The organism is Amorphus sp. MBR-141 (assembly GCF_053628695.1).
Map to the genome: position 1 here is coordinate 154439 of NZ_JBRJGW010000009.1, position 17028 is coordinate 171466.

At 67.6% G+C, this 17028-nt stretch carries 17 protein-coding genes; 14 read left to right on the forward strand and 3 right to left on the reverse strand.

Features of this window, described 5'->3' with window-relative positions; translation table 11 throughout:
* Positions 1 to 50: 50 nt before the first annotated feature.
* The 4 genes from ACSSVZ_RS14105 to ACSSVZ_RS14120 all read left to right on the forward strand — a co-directional run bounded on the left by ACSSVZ_RS14105 (position 51) and on the right by ACSSVZ_RS14120 (position 4199).
* Complete coding sequence (locus ACSSVZ_RS14105) at positions 51 to 593, forward strand: TRAP transporter small permease (protein ID WP_453970979.1); 543 nt, start codon at positions 51 to 53, stop codon at positions 591 to 593.
* Positions 594 to 597: 4 nt separating this feature from the next.
* Positions 598 to 1878, forward strand: coding sequence for a TRAP transporter large permease (locus ACSSVZ_RS14110; RefSeq protein WP_453970981.1), 1281 nt, complete (start codon positions 598 to 600; stop codon positions 1876 to 1878).
* 12 nt (positions 1879 to 1890) lie between these two features.
* A complete protein-coding gene (locus ACSSVZ_RS14115; RefSeq protein ID WP_453970983.1) occupies positions 1891 to 2694 on the forward strand; it encodes an NAD-dependent epimerase/dehydratase family protein in 804 nt (267 codons plus the stop codon).
* 68 nt (positions 2695 to 2762) lie between these two features.
* Positions 2763 to 4199: an aldehyde dehydrogenase family protein gene (locus ACSSVZ_RS14120; protein WP_453970984.1), complete on the forward strand. Its 1437-nt coding sequence runs from the start codon at positions 2763 to 2765 to the stop codon at positions 4197 to 4199.
* Positions 4200 to 4298: 99 nt separating this feature from the next.
* Here the strand turns inward: ACSSVZ_RS14120 and ACSSVZ_RS14125 are convergent, their stop codons facing one another.
* Complete coding sequence (locus ACSSVZ_RS14125; protein WP_453970985.1) at positions 4299 to 5816, reverse strand: tripartite tricarboxylate transporter permease; 1518 nt, start codon at positions 5814 to 5816, stop codon at positions 4299 to 4301.
* Between the two features lie 5 nt (positions 5817 to 5821).
* Positions 5822 to 6277 carry a tripartite tricarboxylate transporter TctB family protein gene (locus ACSSVZ_RS14130; RefSeq protein ID WP_453970987.1) on the reverse strand — a complete coding sequence of 152 codons (456 nt, stop codon included), beginning with the start codon at positions 6275 to 6277 and terminating at the stop codon, positions 5822 to 5824.
* Between the two features lie 118 nt (positions 6278 to 6395).
* Between ACSSVZ_RS14130 and ACSSVZ_RS14135 the strand changes: the two genes are divergently transcribed.
* The 4 genes from ACSSVZ_RS14135 to ACSSVZ_RS14150 all read left to right on the forward strand — a co-directional run bounded on the left by ACSSVZ_RS14135 (position 6396) and on the right by ACSSVZ_RS14150 (position 9637).
* A complete protein-coding gene (locus ACSSVZ_RS14135; protein ID WP_453970989.1) occupies positions 6396 to 7166 on the forward strand; it encodes an IclR family transcriptional regulator in 771 nt (256 codons plus the stop codon).
* 145 nt (positions 7167 to 7311) lie between these two features.
* On the forward strand, positions 7312 to 8289 hold the full coding sequence (locus tag ACSSVZ_RS14140; RefSeq protein WP_453970991.1) for a tripartite tricarboxylate transporter substrate binding protein: 978 nt from the start codon (positions 7312 to 7314) through the stop codon (positions 8287 to 8289).
* A gap of 76 nt (positions 8290 to 8365) precedes the next feature.
* The gene (locus tag ACSSVZ_RS14145) at positions 8366 to 8929 is read left to right on the forward strand and encodes an NADPH-dependent FMN reductase (RefSeq protein ID WP_453970993.1); all 564 of its coding nucleotides are present in this window, start codon (positions 8366 to 8368) and stop codon (positions 8927 to 8929) included.
* Between the two features lie 108 nt (positions 8930 to 9037).
* A complete protein-coding gene (locus ACSSVZ_RS14150; protein WP_453970994.1) occupies positions 9038 to 9637 on the forward strand; it encodes a nuclear transport factor 2 family protein in 600 nt (199 codons plus the stop codon).
* Positions 9638 to 9654: 17 nt separating this feature from the next.
* Here ACSSVZ_RS14150 and ACSSVZ_RS14155 read toward each other — a convergent pair whose 3' ends face one another.
* Positions 9655 to 10626 carry a LysR family transcriptional regulator gene (locus ACSSVZ_RS14155; RefSeq protein ID WP_453970996.1) on the reverse strand — a complete coding sequence of 324 codons (972 nt, stop codon included), beginning with the start codon at positions 10624 to 10626 and terminating at the stop codon, positions 9655 to 9657.
* 101 nt (positions 10627 to 10727) lie between these two features.
* Here ACSSVZ_RS14155 and ACSSVZ_RS14160 point away from each other — a divergent pair, with 101 nt between their 5' ends.
* The 6 genes from ACSSVZ_RS14160 to ACSSVZ_RS14185 all read left to right on the forward strand — a co-directional run bounded on the left by ACSSVZ_RS14160 (position 10728) and on the right by ACSSVZ_RS14185 (position 17028).
* Positions 10728 to 11594: an ABC transporter permease gene (locus ACSSVZ_RS14160; protein ID WP_453970998.1), complete on the forward strand. Its 867-nt coding sequence runs from the start codon at positions 10728 to 10730 to the stop codon at positions 11592 to 11594.
* Positions 11594 to 12379: an ABC transporter permease gene (locus tag ACSSVZ_RS14165; RefSeq protein WP_453971000.1), complete on the forward strand. Its 786-nt coding sequence runs from the start codon at positions 11594 to 11596 to the stop codon at positions 12377 to 12379. Before ACSSVZ_RS14160 ends, ACSSVZ_RS14165 begins: the two co-directional genes overlap by 1 nt.
* A gap of 39 nt (positions 12380 to 12418) precedes the next feature.
* A complete protein-coding gene (locus tag ACSSVZ_RS14170) occupies positions 12419 to 13558 on the forward strand; it encodes an extracellular solute-binding protein (RefSeq protein ID WP_453971002.1) in 1140 nt (379 codons plus the stop codon).
* An 83-nt stretch (positions 13559 to 13641) separates the two neighbouring features.
* The gene (locus ACSSVZ_RS14175; protein ID WP_453971004.1) at positions 13642 to 14721 is read left to right on the forward strand and encodes an ABC transporter ATP-binding protein; all 1080 of its coding nucleotides are present in this window, start codon (positions 13642 to 13644) and stop codon (positions 14719 to 14721) included.
* Positions 14722 to 14737: 16 nt separating this feature from the next.
* Entirely contained in the window at positions 14738 to 16093 is a 1356-nt protein-coding gene (locus ACSSVZ_RS14180) for an aminotransferase family protein (RefSeq protein WP_453971006.1), read from the forward strand.
* Between the two features lie 8 nt (positions 16094 to 16101).
* A complete protein-coding gene (locus ACSSVZ_RS14185; protein WP_453971008.1) occupies positions 16102 to 17028 on the forward strand; it encodes a 3-keto-5-aminohexanoate cleavage protein in 927 nt (308 codons plus the stop codon).

Genomic DNA, 17028 nt, shown 5'->3' on the forward strand with positions numbered 1-17028 from the left:
AACGCCCCGGATGCCCCGCGTATCCGGGGCCTTTTGCGAGAGTGCGTCCATTGGCTGAGCCCCCCACCGCCACCAAGACCGACGGCCCCGCGGGCGGCCCGCAGCGCCGGTCCCCCGTCGCGACAGCGCTCGATCTCGTCGCCAGCGCCTGCATGCTGACCGCCGGCGTCATGCTGGTGGTGCTGATCGCGATCTTCGGCTGGCTGGTCTACGGCCGCTACGTCCTCAACGACACGCCCACCTGGGTCGAGCAGTGCTCGATCGTGCTGATCTCGTGGATCACCTTCCTGGGGGCGGCCGTCGGGGTCCGGCGCGGCAGCCATCTCAACATCGACTTCCTCCGGGAGGCCATGCCCGCCGGTCCGCGCCGGGCGCTCCGGGTCGTCGCCGATCTCTACGTGCTGGTGTTCGGCGGGTTCATGGCCTGGCAGGGCTGGCTGCTCGTCGCCACCAACCTCGATCGCAAGATCCCGATGCTGCAGATTTCGGAAAGCTGGCGCGCGGCGCCGTTGATGATCTGCGGAGCCCTGATGATCGTGTTCGCCGCCGCGGCCCTCGCCCGCCGGTCCACCGATCCGGCGAGCGAGGCCTGACCCGATGGGGCTCACCATTCTGTTCGGGGTCTTCTTCTTCGGCCTGATCGCCGGCGCCCCCGTCGCGTTCGCCATCGGCCTGGCGTCGGTCGCGGCCTTTCTCTACGAGGGGCTGCCGCTGTTCGTCGCCTTCCAGCGCATCCTGTCGGGCGTCTCCGTCTTCTCGTTGCTCGCCATTCCGTTCTTCATCTTCGCCGGCGAACTGATGCTGCACGGCGGCATCGCGGCCCGGCTCGTGCGCCTCGCGGCGGCCGCCGTCGGCAACGTCCGCGGCGGCCTCGGCGTGGTCAACGTCGCCTCCTCCATGCTGTTCGGCGGCATTTCCGGATCGGCGGTCGCCGATACGTCGGCGCTCGGCTCGATCCTGATGCCGGTCATGAAGGAGAAGGGCTACGACGCCGACTACGCCGTCAACGTCACCGTCACCTCCTCGGTGGCCGGGGTGGTGATCCCGCCGAGCCACAACATGATCCTCTACGTCGTCGCCGCCGGCGGCGGCATCTCGGTGTCCAAGCTGTTCATCGCCGGCATCGTCCCCGGCGTCATCATGTGCTTCTGCCTGGGGGTGGCCGCCTACATCGTGGCGGTGAACCGCGGCTACCCGAAGGAGGCCTTTCCGGGCTTCCGGATGCTGGTCTACAGCTTCGCCGCGGCGATCCCCGGCCTGCTGACGGCGGTGATCATCGTCGGCGGCGTGCTCTCGGGCATCCTCACGGTGACCGAATCCGGCGCCTTCGGCGCGATCTACGCGGTGGTCATCACCGCACTGGTCTACCGGGAACTGACCTGGGACGCGTTCCGCACCTCCGTGCTGCGCTCGGTGCGGACCACGGCGCTGGTGATGATCCTGGTCGGTTGCGCCTCGGCGTTCTCCTACCTCCTCGCGATCTACCGCGTGCCGGAACAGCTCACCGTGCTTTTGACGGCGATCTCCGACAATCCGATCGTCATCCTTCTGGTGCTCAACCTGATCCTGCTCGGGCTCGGCATGATCATGGACATGGCGGCGCTGATCCTGATCTGCACGCCGATCTTCCTGCCGGTCGCGGCCAGCCTCGGCATGGACCCGATCCAGTTCGGCATCCTCCTGATGATGAACCTGGGCCTCGGCCTGTGCACGCCTCCGGTGGGCGCCTGCCTGTTCGTCGGCTGCGTGATCGGCGGCATCAAGATAGAACAGGCGGTGAAGACGATCTGGCCGTTCTATCTCGCCATCCTGGTCGCGCTGATGCTCGTGACCTATGTGCCGGCGATCTCGCTGACCCTGCCCGCGCTCCTGAACTGAGAGACACCGCTGATGCTCGACAAACTCCTGCTCACCGGCGCCGCAGGCGGCCTCGGCACCCTGCTCCGCCCGCTCCTGCCGCAGATCGCGCGCGCGGTGGTGCTGTCCGACGTGGCGCCGATTTCCGATCTCGCCGCCCACGAGACGTTCCGCGAATGCGACCTCGGCGACGCGGCGGCGGTCAACGGCCTGTTCGACGGCGTCGACGGCGTCATCCATCTCGGCGGCATTTCGGTGGAACGGCCGTGGGAGCTGATCCTCAACGCCAACATCGCCGGCTGCTACAATTTGTTCGAGGCGGCCCGCCACAACGGCCAGCCGCGCATCGTCTTTGCGAGCTCCAACCACGTGATCGGCTTCTACCGGCGCGACGAGCGGCTGGACGGCCAGACGGTTCCGAAGCCCGACACGCTCTACGGCCTCTCCAAGGCGTTCGGCGAAAATCTCGCCTCGCTCTATTTCGACAAGTTCGGCCAGGAGTGCCTCGCGGTGCGCATCGGCTCCTGCTTCGACAAGCCGAAGACCCCCCGCATGCTGGCGACCTGGCTGGCGGTGGAGGACTTTGCCGACCTCGTCGCGCGGGCCTTCGCAGCACCCCGTCTCGGCTACACCATCGTCTACGGGGCATCGGCCAACGACGAGAGCTGGTGGGACAACGCACACGCCGGCTTCCTCGGCTGGACGCCGAAGCGCACGTCCGCTAGATGGCGCGCAGAGGTTGTGGCGGAGGCTGCCCCCGAGGCACCGACGGACGCCGCCGTGATCTACCAGGGCGGCGCCTTCGTCACCCTCGGCCACCCCGACGACGCGAGCTGAGCCGACTTCGCTTCCGTGGCCGCGCACCGGCGGCGGCGCCCCCGCAACGATCGACGAGGAGAGACGAGATGGGCTTGCACGAGAACCTGATCGGCGGGGCGTGGGTTGGCGGCGAGGCCGTGCCCAACGTCAATCCGTCGAACACCGACGACGTGGTGGGCGACTACGCCCGCGCGACGGCGGCCGACGCCGACGCGGCCGTCGCCGCCGCCAGGGCCGCCTTCCCGTCCTGGTCGCGCTCCGGCCTGATGGAACGCCACGCGGTGCTGCGCAAGGCCGCCGACGAGATCTTCGCCCGCCGGCAGGAGCTCGGCCGGCTGCTGGCGCGCGAGGAGGGCAAGACGCTCGCCGAGGGCATCGGCGAGGCCGGCCGCGCCGGCCAGGTGTTCGAGTTCTTCGCCGGCGAGGCATTGCGGCTCACCGGCGAGAGCGTGCCGTCCGTGCGCCCCGGCGTCGGCGTGGAAATGACCCGCGAGCCGGTCGGCGTCGTCGGCCTGATCACGCCCTGGAACTTCCCCATCGCCATCCCCGCCTGGAAGCTCGCGCCGGCGCTCTGCCACGGCAACACCGTCGTCCTCAAGCCGGCCGAGCTGACGCCCGGCTGCGCCTGGGAGCTGGCCGACATCCTGACCCGCGCCGGCCTGCCCGACGGGGTGCTGAACCTCGTCATGGGCAGGGGCTCGGTGGTCGGCCAGGCGATGCTCGACAACCCCGACGTCGACGCCATCTCGTTCACCGGCTCGGTCGCCACCGGCAAGCGCGTCGCGGCCGCCTGCGCGGCGCACATGCGCAAGGTGCAGCTGGAGATGGGCGGCAAGAACCCGATGGTGGTGCTCGACGACGCCGACCTCGACACCGCCGTGGACGCCTGCGTCAACGGCGCCTTCTTCTCCACCGGCCAGCGCTGCACCGCCTCGTCGCGGCTGATCGTGACGGCCGGCATCCACGACCGCTTCGTCGACGCCGTGGTGGCGCGCCTGAAGACCCTCTCCGTCGACGACGCCCTGAAGGACGGCACCCACATCGGCCCGGTGGTCGACCAGAGCCAGCTCGAGCAGGACGAGCGCTACCTCGCCATCGGCCGCGACGAGGACGGGGCGACCCTCGCCTTCGGCGGCGAGCGCCTCAACCGCGAGACGCCCGGCTTCTACCTGCAGCCGGCGCTGTTCACCGAGGCGACCAACGCCATGCGCACCTCCCGCGAGGAGATCTTCGGGCCGGTGGCGAGCGTCATCCGGGTGCGGGACTACGAGGAGGCGCTCGACGTCGCCAACGACACCCCGTTCGGGCTGTCGGCGGGCATCTGCACGACCAGCCTGAAGCACGCCACCCACTTCAAGCGGGCCTCCGAGGCCGGCATGGTGATGGTCAACCTGCCCACCGCCGGCGTCGACTTCCACGTCCCCTTCGGCGGCCGCAAGGGATCCAGCTACGGCCCCCGCGAACAGGGCCGATACGCCCAGGAGTTCTACACCACCGTCAAGACCGCCTACACGCTGGCATGATCAACCGGCGCCGGACGGGCGCTATGCCAAGCCGACGAGCACCGGCCGCGCGCCCGCGCGGCCGGTTTTTCATGACCGACGGACGCCTCGCGGAACCGGTCAGGAGGCGGCCAGAGCCGCCAGCCTGGCCCGCCGGCGCTTGCGGATGCCGCCGGCCACCACCAGCACGACCAGCAGCGCCGCGCAGGCCAGAATCCCCCCGGAAATCGGCCGCTCGACGAAGATCATCGGATCGCCGCGCGACAGCATCATGGAGCGTCGAAGGTTCTGCTCCAAGAGCGGGCCGAGCACGAGGCCGAGCAGCAGCGGCGCGGTCGGAAAGCGCGTGAGCCGCATGCCGTAGCCGACGGCGCCGAAGACGACCGCGAGCAGCACGTCGAAGTAGGAATTGCTGATCGAATAGACGCCCACGCAGATGAACACGAGGATCGCCGGGTAGAGGATGCCGTAGGGGATCCTCAGGATGCGCACCCACAGTCCGATCAGGGGCAGGTTGAGCATCAGAAGCAGCACGTTGCCGATCAGGAAGCTGACCGTGAGGCCCCAGAAGAGTTCCGGGTGATCGGCGATCAGGCGCGGGCCGGGCACCACGCCGTGGATGATGAGTGCGCCGAGCATGATGGCGACGATCGCGTCGCCCGGAATGCCAAGGCTGAGCGTCGGGATGAACGCCGTCTGCGCAGCGGCATTGTTGGCCGATTCCGGCGCGACGACGCCCTCGATCGCGCCCTTGCCGAACCGCTCGGGCGACTTGGAGACGCGCCGCTCGCAGGCATAGGCGACGAAGGTGGAGAGCGCCGCGCCGGTCCCCGGCAGGATGCCGAGCGCCGCGCCGATGGAGGTCCCCCGGAAGGCCGGCAGCACCGAGCGCCGCCAGTCGTCCCGGGTTGGCAGCAGCGACCGCCATCGCAGGTCGAGGTCGTTGATGCGGCCTCGGTTGACGCGGCCGGCGTTGGCGATCACCTCGGCGATGCCGAACAGGCCGGTGGTCACCACCACCAGATTGATGCCGTCGCTCAGATGGTTGAAGCCGAAGATGTAGCGCCGCACGCCGCTGTTCACGTCGGTGCCGATGCAGCCGATCAGAAGCCCGAAGATGATCATCGCGAACGCCCGGCTCGGCGAGCCGTCGCCGGCCAGCGCCGCCGCCAGCAGGCCCAGACACATCAGGGCGAAGTATTCCGGCGAGCCGAAGTTGAGGGCAATCGCTGCCAGCAGCGGCGCGAAGGCGGCGAGGATCAGGATGCCGACCATGCCGCCGAAGAAGGACGACAAGGTGGTGGCGAACAGCGCCACGCCGGCCCGGCCCTGCTGCGCCATCGGATGCCCGTCGAGGCAGGTGACGGCGGCGCCCGCGGTTCCCGGCAGGTTGAGCAGGATGGCCGCCGTCGACCCCCCGTACATCGAGCCGTAGTAGATGCCGGCGAGCATGATGATCGCCTCGGTCGGCGGCGCGTAGAAGGTCAGCGGCAGCAGCATGCCGACGGTGGCCAGCGGCCCGATGCCCGGCAGCACACCGATCATGATGCCCAGCGTGATGCCGATGGCGCAGTAGGAGAGCGCGGAGGCCGTCAGCGCGACGCTGAAGCCCAGCCCGAGATTGGCGACGAGATCCATCGGGCTCACCAGATAAAGGGGCGGAGCGGAAGGTTCAGGAATACGGTGAAGACCAGCGTGCACCCGGCCGCCAGGACTGCGCCCAGGATCAGCGTCTTGACGAGCGAGAGGCTCCGCTCGGCGAGCACCGAGATCAGCACACAGGCGAAGATCGCCGGCACGAGGCCCAGCCGACCGACCGTCAGCGCGAACGCGATCGGCCCGGCGAGGATGGTGACGAAGACGATGCCGCGCGGCCAGGAGAGGCGGAATGGCTCCTCGTCCGGGGCATGCCCCTCCAGCAGGATGCCGAGGCCTGCGAGAAGCAGCAGGACGGAGAGGGCGAAGGGAAAGACCGCCGGACCGAACTGGCGGGCGGTGCCGAAATCGTAGCCGGACGCTGTCCACATCCCGACAAGACCGACGCCGATGACCGCGCCGGCCGCGAGCCCGACCGGCAGTGAAACACGCGTACCCCGCAAGTCGGTCGCCTCCCCTGTCCGATCCCTGCGCCGTATGATCCGGTGGCGCCTTCGCCGGCTTGCACCGTCGAACGGACGTGCTAATTGTGTTGTTCACATATGTGATCGGATTGACATGATGAGACCCGCCTCCGTCCGCAAAGTCAAGTCAGCAGACCGGACCCTGGACCTGCTCGAGTACCTCGCTGTGTCGCCGGACCCGACGCCCGCGGCCTCCATCGCGGCCGCCCTCGGCATTCCGAAAAGCAGCCTGTTTCACCTGATCGCGACGCTCACCGAACGAGGCTACGTGGCAGCCGGCGACGACGGCTACCGGATCGGCCCGAAGGTGGCCGAGCTCGCGCGCGGACCGGACACCGGCGTCCACCTCGGCAAGCTCATGGGTCCGGTGATCGAGCAGCTGTGTCTGGCCATCAACGAGACGTGCGGCTTCAACCGACAGTCTGGCGACGAGGTGGAGGTGGTGATCACCCATTCTGGCCGGCACTCGCTGTCGTTCACCATGAAAACCGGCGATCTGGCGCCGCTCTACGCGGTTTCCTCGGGCAAGGCGATGCTGGCGCTCAAGGACGACGCGTGGCTCGACGACTATCTGCGGCGGGTGCGGTTCGACCAGTTCGCCCGCAACACCATCCAGTCGGTCGAACGCCTCACCCGCGACCTGGAACGGATCCGCGCCGAGGGATTCGGCACGGTCGACGAGGAGTTCACGCCCGGCATCGTCGGCATCGCGATGGCGGTCCGGCAGGGCGAAACCGTCGTGGGCGCGATCAACGTGGCAATCCCGAGCGCCCGCTACGACCAGCGCACGGGCATGCGCATCCGCCAGCAGCTGCGCAAGGCGGCGACGCAGGCCGAAGCGGTCCTGAACCGCGCCGCGCACAGCTGACGCCGTCCCCTTCCGCCCCACCACGTCCGGATCCACCGCCGCTGCAGGCCTCTTGACGGGCCGTTGGCCACATGATTTTGTTTATGGGAGAGAACAGTTTACTATATGAAACGCCCGAAAAGGGCTCAGGGGAGGAGACAGCCTTATGACCGCTCACGCATTCGCCAAGGTGTTGATGGCCGGCGGAACCGCCATCATGCTCGCAGCGGCCCCCGCCATCGCGGCGGACTGGCCGGACCGTCCTGTGCACGTCATCGTGGCGTACGGGGCCGGCGGCGGCACCGACACGCTGTCGCGCATGGTCGCCGAACCGTTGTCGAAGACGCTCGGCCAGCCGGTGGTCATCGACAACCGGCCGGGCGCCGGCGGAACCATCGGCGCGGACGCGGCGGCGAAGGCCGATCCGGACGGCTACACCATGTACATGATGGCCAACGGCCACACGGTGGCGGCGGCCATGTACAAGGAGCTGCCCTACGATCCGGTCGGCGACTACGACGCCGTATCGGTGGTGGCCCGCATGCCGCTGGTGGTGGTGTCCCGTCCCGACTTCGAGGCGAGCAACCTTGAGGAACTCGTCGCGCTGGCCAAGGAGAAGCCCGGCGAGCTGACCTTCGCCAGCGTCGGCGTCGGATCTTCCCAGCACTTCGCGGGCGCCCTGCTCGCCGAGACGCTCGGCATCGACGTCGTCCACATCCCCTACCAGAAGACGCCGGAGGCGCTTGCCGCGGTGCTTTCCGGCGAGGTCGACATGCTGGTGGAAGTGCTTGCTCCGGTGGTGGGACAGGTGAAGGCCGGCGACATCAAGGCGCTTGCCGTGACCAGTGCCAAACGCCATCCGGCGCTGCCGGACGTCGGCACCGTGGCCGAGGCCGGCCAGGACGGCTACGACGTCTCCACCTGGTACGGGCTCGTCTTTCCGGACGGAACGCCGGACGACGTGATCGCCCAGGCCAATGCGGCGCTCGGCGAGGCGCTGTCCGACGAGGCGCTGCGGTCCAAGGCGCTGGAGAGCGGCTACATCATCGAGGGATCGACGCCGGAGGCGTTCGGCAACCAGATCGCCTCGGATGTCGAGCGCTGGAACAAGGTCCGCGCGAACGCCGACATCCCGCAACGCTAGACGATCACCGCACGGACAAGACGGGCCGGGCGCGCTGCATGCCCGGCCCGGTCACCCCAGAAAGTCAATCAGTGCCATGACACAGAAACAGATCCTTGTCGTCTGCGGCAGCCTGCGGGCCGGCTCGTTCAACCGGATGATCTGCAACACCCTGCCCGAGCTGGCGCCTGCCGGCATCCGCCTGGTCGACGCCCCGTCGATCGCCGACTTCCCGCTCTACGACGCCGATCTCCAGGCCACCGGCATGCCGGCCCCGGTCGCCGCGCTGGGCGAGGCCATCCGCGCGGCCGACGGCGTGATGATCGTGAGCCCCGAATACAACTACTCGGTCCCCGGCGTGCTGAAGAACGCCATCGACTGGGTGTCGCGGCTCCCCGACCAGCCTTTCGCCGGCAAGCCGGTGGCGCTTCAGTCGGCCGCCATCGGCATGCTCGGCGGCGCCCGCTGCCAGTATCATTTGCGTCAGATCATGGTCTTCCTGGACGCCCAGGTCTTCAACAAGCCCGAAGTGTTCGTCAGCTTCGCGAAGACGAAGGTCGACGAGAAGAAGGGTGTCGTCGCCGATGGCCCCACCCGCGACGCGATCTCCGCCCAGCTGAAGGCCTTCCTGCCGTTCGTCGAGCGGATGACCCACGCCTGAATGCCCCGGCCCAGTCGGCCGACCGGTTGCCCACCCCTCCCAATCGCCCCGCCCGGGCGGCCACCACCGGACCGATGCCCCGCTCCCCCGCGCTCAAAGGATGCGACCATGACCGACGACCTGCTGGACCGACTTGCGATCCGCGACCTGGTTGAGAACTGGGCCGTGTGGCGGGACGCCGGCGACTGGGAGCGCTTTCGGACCGTCTGGCACGACGACGGTGTGATGATGGCGACCTGGTTCCAGGGGGATGCCGACGCCTTCATCAAGGTGAGCCGCGAAGGCTTCGAGAAGGGCGTCAACATCCTCCACTTTCTCGGCGGCACCTCCATCGACCTCGCCGGCGACCGCGCCATCGCCCAGACCAAGATGACGATCTCCCAGCGCGGCGCCGTCGACGGCGCGGTCTGCGACGTCGTGTGCACCGGGCGGTTCTACGACTTCATCGAGAAGCGCGACGGCAAGTGGGGCGTGGTGCTGCGCCAGCCGATCTACGAGAAAGACCGTCTCGATCCCGTCGACCCCGCCTGCCGGCTGGAACTCGATCCGGACCTGCTGGGCCGCTTCCCGGAGGGCTACCGGCACCTCGCCTACATGCAGACCCGCCTCGGTTTCCAGGTGAAGACGGACATGCCCGGCCTGAAGGGCGAGGCCGTCCACCAGCTCTACGAGCGCGGCCGCACCTGGCTCGGCGGCGCGCCCCTCTAGGCCCGACAGCCGGGGCCTCAGCCGTAGGTCCGCACCTCCATCGGCGTGGCCTCGATCCGGGCAAGCAGCGCCGCCAGCATCGTCTGCTCGGCGCGGTTGAGATTGGCCCGCGGGTTCCAGACCACGTGGACGTCGATCTCCGGCATCTTGTCGTAGGGCGGCAGATGCCACAGCACGCCGCTGCGGACGTCGCCCTTGGCGACATGGACCGGCAGCGGCCCGATCCCGAGGCCGGCAATGATCATGCGACGCACCTCCTCCAGGTTGCTGGAGGTGCCCACGACGCGCTCCCCGAGCTGGGCTTCGGCCCGCATCAGCGTGACCGGCTTCAGGACGTCCTGCAGCCGGTCCGTCTCGAAGCTCACCGATGAGTGGCCGGCGAGGTCGCCGTGCTTGAGGTCGGTGCGCCCGAACAGCGGATGCGGGGGACCGCAGAACAGCCCGAAGAACTCGCGATAGAGGCGGCTGTATTCGAGCTTCGGATTGCGCTCGCGGACCAGGCAGATCGCGAAGCTGGCGCTCCGCGCGGTGACCGCGCCGATGGCGTCGTGGCTCGGGTGGACGTCGATCGAAACGGTAGCCTTGGGATGGGCGGCGTAGAACTGCGCCAGGGCCTCGTCGAACACCGGGCACACCACGTGGCTCGCCACCGCGATCTTCACGTGGCCCTGCACCTCGTCGGTCACGTCGCGCACCGCGGTCGTCAGGCGGAAGACGGCGCCCTGGATCTCGACCGCCTCGCGATAGAGCAGTTCGCCGGCACGCGTCATGCGGAAATGCCCGGGCGAGCGATCGATGAGCTTCTTGCCGATCCGCGTCTCCAGCCGCTTCAGCGCCGTCGACGCCGACGGCTGGCTCAGCCGGAGCTTGCCCGCCGCATCGGTGACAGAGCGCGATTCCGCCATGACGATGAAGGTCCTGAGCAGGTTCCAGTCGAGCTCGCGCACCAGCCGCTCGGCAGGCTGCAGCGGAGGATCATCATCAATCATAGACAGATCCTATAGTGAGGATACCGATTATCTATTTGAGGAATGATCCCCGGCTCGCCAAAGTCAAGCCAGTGGTTGGAACTGGGGGAGCCTGACAGTCGATGTCGGTTGAACGCCGCGAGGCACGCCAACCCTGGATATTGCTGTCGCCGGCGCTGACGGCAGTCACGCTCCTCTTGTTCGTGCCACTGCTGTTCATCGTCGTCTATTCGTTCTGGCTGCGTACGGCGACGGGCGCCGACCAGGTCGGGTTCTACCTGGACAACTGGCGCGAGGCGCTGTCCGACCGCTTCTATCGCGACATCCTGCTGCACACCCTGAAGATCGCCGCGATCACCGCCGTCGTCTGCGGCTTCATCGGCTACCCGGCCGCCTATTTCATCGCCCGGTCGCGCAGCAACAAGGCGCTGCTGCTCCTGCTGCTGATGCTGCCGTTTTGGATCAGCTACATCATCCGCACGATGTCCTGGATCAACATCCTGGGCGTGTCGGGCGCCATCAACTCGGCGCTGATCTGGCTGGGCATCGTCAGCGAGCCGATCCAGATGCTCTACAACGAGACGACCGTCATTCTCGGTCTCGTGCACTTCCTGCTGCCGTTCATGATCCTCAACGTCTTCGTCAGCCTCGAAGGCATCGACGAGACGCTCGAGCATGCCGCCTGCTCGCTTGGCGCCACCCGCTGGAACAGCTTCCTGGAGATCACCCTGCCGCTCTCCCTGCCCGGACTCGCGGCCGGCGGGCTCCTGTGCTTCGTGCTCTCGGCTGGCACCTACATCACGCCGCTGGTGCTCGGCGGGCCGACCGATGCGATGTTCGCCAACCTCGTCTTCGAGGCGATCATCACCCAGCTCGACTGGCCACTGGGGTCGGCCCTGTCGCTGATGCTGCTCGCCGTGCTCGGCGTGCTGGTGCTCGTCTACAATCACTTCCTCGGCATGGCCCAGCTGATGAAGGGGCTCGGCTGATGGGCTGGCAGCTGATCCGGATCTGGACGGTTCTCGTCTACCTCTTCATGCTGCTGCCGGTGGCAGTGGTCGTGCTGCTCAGCTTCAACGCCAGCCAGTTCGGCAGCTTTCCGATGACCGGCGTGTCGCTGCGCTGGTTCGTCGAGCTCGCCAACAACGATGCGATCCTGCGCGCCTTCCGCACCTCGCTCATCCTCGGCGCGCTGACGGCGGTGATCTCCACTACGCTCGGCGTTCTCGCCGGGCTGGCGCTGGTGCGCTACAAGCTGCCCGGCAGCAACCTCATCTCCACCATCCTGATCGCACCCATCCTCGTGCCCGAGGTGGTGCTGGCGGTGGCGCTGCTGCTGTTCCTCAACTTCCTGTCGCTGCCGAAGAGCTTCCCGCTGCTGCTGATGGGGCACGTGATCTTCACGCTGCCATTCGTGGTGCTGGTGGTCCAGGCGCGCCTCGTCGGCATCCGCCGCGACATGGAAGAGGCCGCCATGAGCCTGGGCGCCAGCCCGGTGCAGGCGTTCTTCCAGATCACCCTGCCGCTGCTCGCGCCCGCCGTATTCGCCGGCATGCTGTTCGCCTTCACCATCAGCTTCGACGACATCACCGGCACGCTGTTCTGGAAGCCGGGCGGCGTGGAGACCGTGCCCACCCAGATCTTCGCGATGCTGCGCAATTCCATCTCGCCCGAAATCAACGCGCTCGGGACGGTGATGATCCTGTTGACCGTCGGGTTGCCCCTCTCGGGACTGGCGATCGCCCGGCGCGTCTCCGCCAGGCGCGGCGGATAGAGCCACAACAAACAACCTTCCAGGAAAAGGAGCCATCAGATGGACGACACCAAACGGTACGAACGACTGCGCGAACGCTACATGGAGGGCGACGTCGACCGGCGGACCTTCCTCGGCCTTCTGGGTGCCGCGGGGCTGGCCTGCGGCGTGCAGATGCCGTTCGCCCGCCAGGCGCTGGCCGCCGTCGACCAGGTCCGCTTCGACGGTTGGGGAGGCGTCGTCTCGGAGGCCTTCCAGAAGTACGCCTTCACGCCGTTCACCGAGAAGACCGGCATCAAGGTCGTCGACGGCACCTTCGGCGGCGGCGACGAATATCTGTCGCGGGTCAAGGCGAGCCAGCCGGGCGAGTACAACATTGCCCACCTGTCCGGCGTCTTCGACTACGTGCGCTACACCAATCTCGGTCTCGGCTCGACCCTCGACGAGAGCAAGATTCCCAACCTCGACTACGTGATCCCGAAGCTCACCGACGTGTTCCGCAAGGTGAGCGACGGCAAGCTCTCCTGCGTGCCCTACGACTACGGAACCACCGGCATCGCCTACAACCGCAAATACATCTCCGACGAGGAAGTGAAGGAGAAGGGCGCCAAGATCCTCATCGACGAGAAGTACAAAAAGAAGATCGGCGGCTGGAGCGACTGGCGCACCCGCATCTGGTACGCGTCGCTGCAGACCGACCAGGACCCCAACAACGCGACCGACATGGACGCTGTCTGGGACGCGGTGCGCCAGAACCGTGACCTCCTCCTGAAGTACTGGAGTTCCGGAGCCGAGCTGATGAGCCTGCTCGCCGAGGAGGAGATCTACGTCACCGAAGGCTGGTCCGGGCGCATCTACGCGCTGCAGGAGCAGGGACACGACATCGGCTACATGGACCCGCCGAACGGCTTCGGCTGGCAGGAATGCCTGTTCGTGATCAAGGGCTCGCCGATGAGTGCCTGCGAGGAACTCCTCAACTTCATGCTGGCCCCGGAAACCTCGATCGCGGTGGCGGAAGGGCAGAATTATCCGCCGGCCCTCGACCCGAAGAAGGTCGACCTCGGCAGCAAGATTCCCAAGCTGCCGGCCTTCGATCCGTCAGGCACGCTGTCGGGCCTCACCTTTGCCGATCCGGCCTACTGGAACGGCCACGAGCAGGCCTGGTCGAAGAAGTTCAGCCAGGTCCAGAAGGGCTACTGAGCCGCCATCTTCGGAGTGCGCGCCGCACGGGTGCGCACTCCCCGCTCGTCCCGATTGCCCGAACCAGAACCGGAAACAGAGCCGTGAGCGCCGTCACCCTCACCAACATCGTCAAGCGCTTCGGCAGCTTCACCGCGCTCCATCCCATGTCGATGGAGATCGCGGAGGGGACGTTCGTCACGCTGCTCGGGCCCTCCGGCTGCGGCAAGACGACGACGCTCCGGATGATCGCCGGCCTGCTCGATCCCACCGAAGGCGAGATCACCATCAAGGGCCGGCGCATGAACGACGTGCCGATCCACAAGCGCAATCTCGGCCTCGTCTTCCAGAACTACGCCCTGTTTCCCCACAAGACGATTTCCGACAATGTCGCCTTCGGCCTGAAGTATCGCGACGTCTCGCGCGCCGATGCCGAACGCCGCGTGCGCGAGGCGCTCGATCTCGTCCAGCTGCCGCACGTCGGCGACCGCTATCCCAAGGAGCTCTCCGGCGGCCAGCAGCAGCGCATCGCGCTCGCCCGCGCCCTCGTCATCGAACCCGACGTCCTGCTGCTCGACGAACCCCTGTCAGCGCTGGATGCGAACCTGCGCGAGGACATGCGGGTGGAACTCAAGCGGATCCAGCACCGGATCGGCGTCACCACGGTGTTCGTCACCCATGACCAGTCCGAAGCGCTGGCCATGTCCGATCGCGTCGTCGTGATGTCGGATGGCCGTGTCGAGCAGATCGGCGCACCGGAGGACGTCTACAACAACCCGCAATCGGAGTTCGTCGCCCGCTTCCTGGGTGCATCGAATGTGCTGGAGGCGCGGTGCATCGGGATCGAGGGCGACCGGGTCGGGCTCGAGACCGCCGACATCGGACGGCTGTTCATTCCGCGCGAGCGAGCCCCGCGCCTCGAGGGCGCCGGCCCGGCCAAGCTCATCATTCGCGCCGAAAAGCTGCGCCTGGCCGCCCCCGGCGTGACCGCCGACGACGTTGTCACCGCCACCGGCGTGGTCGAGACCGTCGACTATCAGGGGCAAGCGGCGCGCTATTTCGTCCGAGTCGGTGCGCACCAGCTCCAGGCGATCAACATGATCGACGATCGCCCGTTTGCGGAGGGCGCGCAGGTCTCCCTGCATCTCCGGCCGCGCGATTGCGCTGCGCTTCCCGCTTCCTGACGTTCGGACCCGCAACATGAGTGCTCAGTACAAAAGCCACCTTTTCTACCAGACGCGGCGGCGCAAGCCGATGCTGGACGAGGCCCGCGGCATCTACATGTGGGACATCGACGGCAAGCGCTACATCGACGGCTCGTCGGGCGCGATGGTCTGCAACATCGGCCATTCGAACGAAGTCGTGCTGGGCGCCATGCGACGGCAGATGGAGAAGGCGACCTTCGGGTACCGGCTGCATTTCGAGACCGAGGCGTCGGAGAAGCTCGCGGCGAAGACGGCGTCCCTCATGCCCGAAGGGCTGGACCGCATCTTCTTCGTCTCTGGCGGCTCCGAAGCCGTCGAAAGCGGGATCAAGCTTGCCCGTCAGTATGCTGTAGCAACGGGTCAGGCCGCGCGCTGGAAGGTGATCGCGCGGCACCCGTCCTATCACGGCTCGACGCTGGGAGCGCTGGCGCTCACCGGCTACGATCCGCTGACCGAGCCGTTCCTGCCGATGATGCGCACGATGCCGAAGATCCCGGCGCCGCGGGCCTATCTCGACGGCCTCGATCCGGACGACGAGGCGACTGGCCTGCACTACGCCGACTTGCTCGAGGCGAAAATCCTCGAGGAGGGGCCGGAGACGGTGCTCGCGTTCATCGTCGAGCCGGTTGGCGGCGCCTCCACCGGCGCGCTGGTTCCGCCGAAAGGTTACATGGAGCGGATCCAGAAGATCTGCCGGCAATACGACGTCCTGCTGATTCTCGACGAGGTGATGACAGGCGCCGGCCGGACCGGCCGGTTCCTGGCCGGCGAGCACTGGAATCTCGAGCCCGACATCGTCGTCATGTCGAAGGGGTTCGCCGCCGGCTACGTGCCGCTCGGCGCCATGGCCGCGCATGACCGGCTGATCGACCCGGTGCTGGAGGCGGGCGGCTTCCAGCACGGCTACACCTACGCCGGCAATCCGCTCGCCTGCGCAGCCGGCCTCGCCGTGATCGAGGAGATCGAACGCCAGGGCATGATCGCCAACGCCGAGCGCATGGGCGGTCTCCTGAAGTCCCGGCTGCAGGATCTGATGCAGCGCCACGCCATCATCGGCGACGTGCGCGGCAAGGGCCTGCTGCTCGCCTTCGAGTTCGTTGCCGACCGACGTACCATGGCGCCACTGCCGGCGTCGCTCGCCGCCCACGACCGCTTCGTCAACATCGCCTACGACAATGGACTGATCGTCTACTCCCGCCGCACCCGTGGCGGCTTCGAGGGCGACCACATCCTGGTCTGCCCGCCGCTGATCGTCGACGAGACCCAGATCGACGAGATCATCGGCCTTCTCGAAGTCTCGCTGCGCCAGTTCACCGACGACATCCATGCGGCCCTTCCGCAGAGCGCCTGAGCAGTTGCGTGTCAAAAATCATCATCACCTGTGCGGTCACCGGCTCGATCCACACCCCGTCCATGTCGCCGCACCTGCCCGTCACCGCCGACGAGATCACCGAACAGGCGATCGATGCAGCCGAGGCGGGCGCCGCGATCCTGCATCTGCATGCCCGTGACCCGGCGACGGGCCGGCCCTCGCCGCTCCCGGAGGACTTCGGAGCGTTTCTGCCCCGCCTCAAGCAGGCATCCGCCGCGGTACTCAACCTTTCCACCGGTGGCAGCGCGACCATGTCGCTCGACGATCGGCTGGCCGCGCCAAAGCGTTTCGAGCCGGAGATGTGCTCGCTCAACATGGGGTCGATGAACTTCGCACTCTATCCGGCGGCTGCGAAGATCGAGACGTGGAAGCACGACTGGGAAAAACCGTTCCTGGAGAATTCCGACGACCTCGTCTTCAAGAACACGCCCCGCGACATCGCGCGCATCCTGACCGAGCTGGGTACCGAGCGCGGCGCCCGCTTCGAGTTCGAGTGCTACGACCTCAGCCATCTCTACATGCTGCGCCACTTCGCCGACCGCGGCCTGGTCGAGCCGCCCTTCTTCATCCAGTTCGTGTTCGGGGTGCTGGGCGGGGCCGGCGCCGATCCGGCCAACCTCATGCACATGAAGCTGATCGCCGACGGGCTGTTCGGCGACGACTACGCCTTTTCCGTCCTCGCGGCCGGGCGGCACCAGATGCCGCTGGCGACCATGGCCGCCACGCTCGGCGGCCATGTCCGCGTCGGCCTGGAGGACAGCCTGATGATCGCGCGCGGGACGCTTGCGCGCTCGAACGCCGAACAGGTCGCGAAGATCCGCCGGATCGTCGAGGAACTGGGCCGCGAACCGGCCACGCCCGCCGAGGCGCGCGCCATGCTGTGTCTCAAGGGCGCCGACCGGACCGCGATCTGA

Bases quoted from the DNA above. Each gene is read 5' to 3' on its own strand.
- ACSSVZ_RS14140 (WP_453970991.1), top strand. From the start codon at position 7,312: ATGACCGCTCACGCATTCGCCAAGGTGTTGATGGCCGGCGGAACCGCC.
- ACSSVZ_RS14165 (WP_453971000.1), top strand. From the start codon at position 11,594: ATGGGCTGGCAGCTGATCCGGATCTGGACGGTTCTCGTCTACCTCTTC.
- ACSSVZ_RS14135 (WP_453970989.1), top strand. From the start codon at position 6,396: ATGAGACCCGCCTCCGTCCGCAAAGTCAAGTCAGCAGACCGGACCCTG.
- ACSSVZ_RS14160 (WP_453970998.1), top strand. From the start codon at position 10,728: ATGTCGGTTGAACGCCGCGAGGCACGCCAACCCTGGATATTGCTGTCG.
- ACSSVZ_RS14115 (WP_453970983.1), top strand. From the start codon at position 1,891: ATGCTCGACAAACTCCTGCTCACCGGCGCCGCAGGCGGCCTCGGCACC.
- ACSSVZ_RS14125 (WP_453970985.1), bottom strand. From the start codon at position 5,816: ATGGATCTCGTCGCCAATCTCGGGCTGGGCTTCAGCGTCGCGCTGACG.
- ACSSVZ_RS14170 (WP_453971002.1), top strand. From the start codon at position 12,419: ATGGACGACACCAAACGGTACGAACGACTGCGCGAACGCTACATGGAG.
- ACSSVZ_RS14180 (WP_453971006.1), top strand. From the start codon at position 14,738: ATGAGTGCTCAGTACAAAAGCCACCTTTTCTACCAGACGCGGCGGCGC.
- ACSSVZ_RS14110 (WP_453970981.1), top strand. From the start codon at position 598: ATGGGGCTCACCATTCTGTTCGGGGTCTTCTTCTTCGGCCTGATCGCC.
- ACSSVZ_RS14150 (WP_453970994.1), top strand. From the start codon at position 9,038: ATGACCGACGACCTGCTGGACCGACTTGCGATCCGCGACCTGGTTGAG.
- ACSSVZ_RS14145 (WP_453970993.1), top strand. From the start codon at position 8,366: ATGACACAGAAACAGATCCTTGTCGTCTGCGGCAGCCTGCGGGCCGGC.
- ACSSVZ_RS14155 (WP_453970996.1), bottom strand. From the start codon at position 10,626: ATGATTGATGATGATCCTCCGCTGCAGCCTGCCGAGCGGCTGGTGCGC.
- ACSSVZ_RS14120 (WP_453970984.1), top strand. From the start codon at position 2,763: ATGGGCTTGCACGAGAACCTGATCGGCGGGGCGTGGGTTGGCGGCGAG.